Below are 440 nucleotides of genomic sequence, written 5' to 3' on the forward strand. Positions count from 1 at the left end.
TTCATGGCGATGACCGAGCCGACCGTGGCGCCCTTGCCGTAGTGGACGTCCGGCATGACGGCCAGGCCCTTGATCCACGGGAGGCCGGCGGTGTTGTGGAGTTGGCGCATCGCGCTGTCCTCGACCGACGTCGGATCCGTCCACATGCGGATCGGGACCTTTCCTCCCGAAACCTCTACGTACGACATACGGCGTCAACCCCCCGGAAACCACAGAAAATTAGGAATACGCAAAAAGCGGCGCCCATCACCCCAAAACAGTCAGGGGACCGGCGCCGGCACCAGCCTTTGCGATAGACATTGTGTCCATCCGCGCCCAAGTCGCGGCAACGCATTTTCCCCAGGGAGCCAGGGAGCCAGTGGACGTGGAGCGCAAGACGGTACGTCGGCGGGTCCTCCCGGGCATCGCGATGCTCACCGCGATGGCGGCCGCCGTGACGG

General features: G+C 64.8%; 1 protein-coding gene. It reads right to left on the bottom strand.

The annotated features are described in order from the left end of the window. A partial coding sequence (locus G3I71_RS47795) for an RtcB family protein (protein ID WP_164325224.1) occupies positions 1 to 188 on the bottom strand: 188 nt, incomplete at its 3' end. Positions 189 to 440: the final 252 nt, after the last annotated feature.

The organism is Streptomyces sp. SID12501 (assembly GCF_010550245.1).
Lineage (GTDB): Bacteria > Actinomycetota > Actinomycetes > Streptomycetales > Streptomycetaceae > Streptomyces.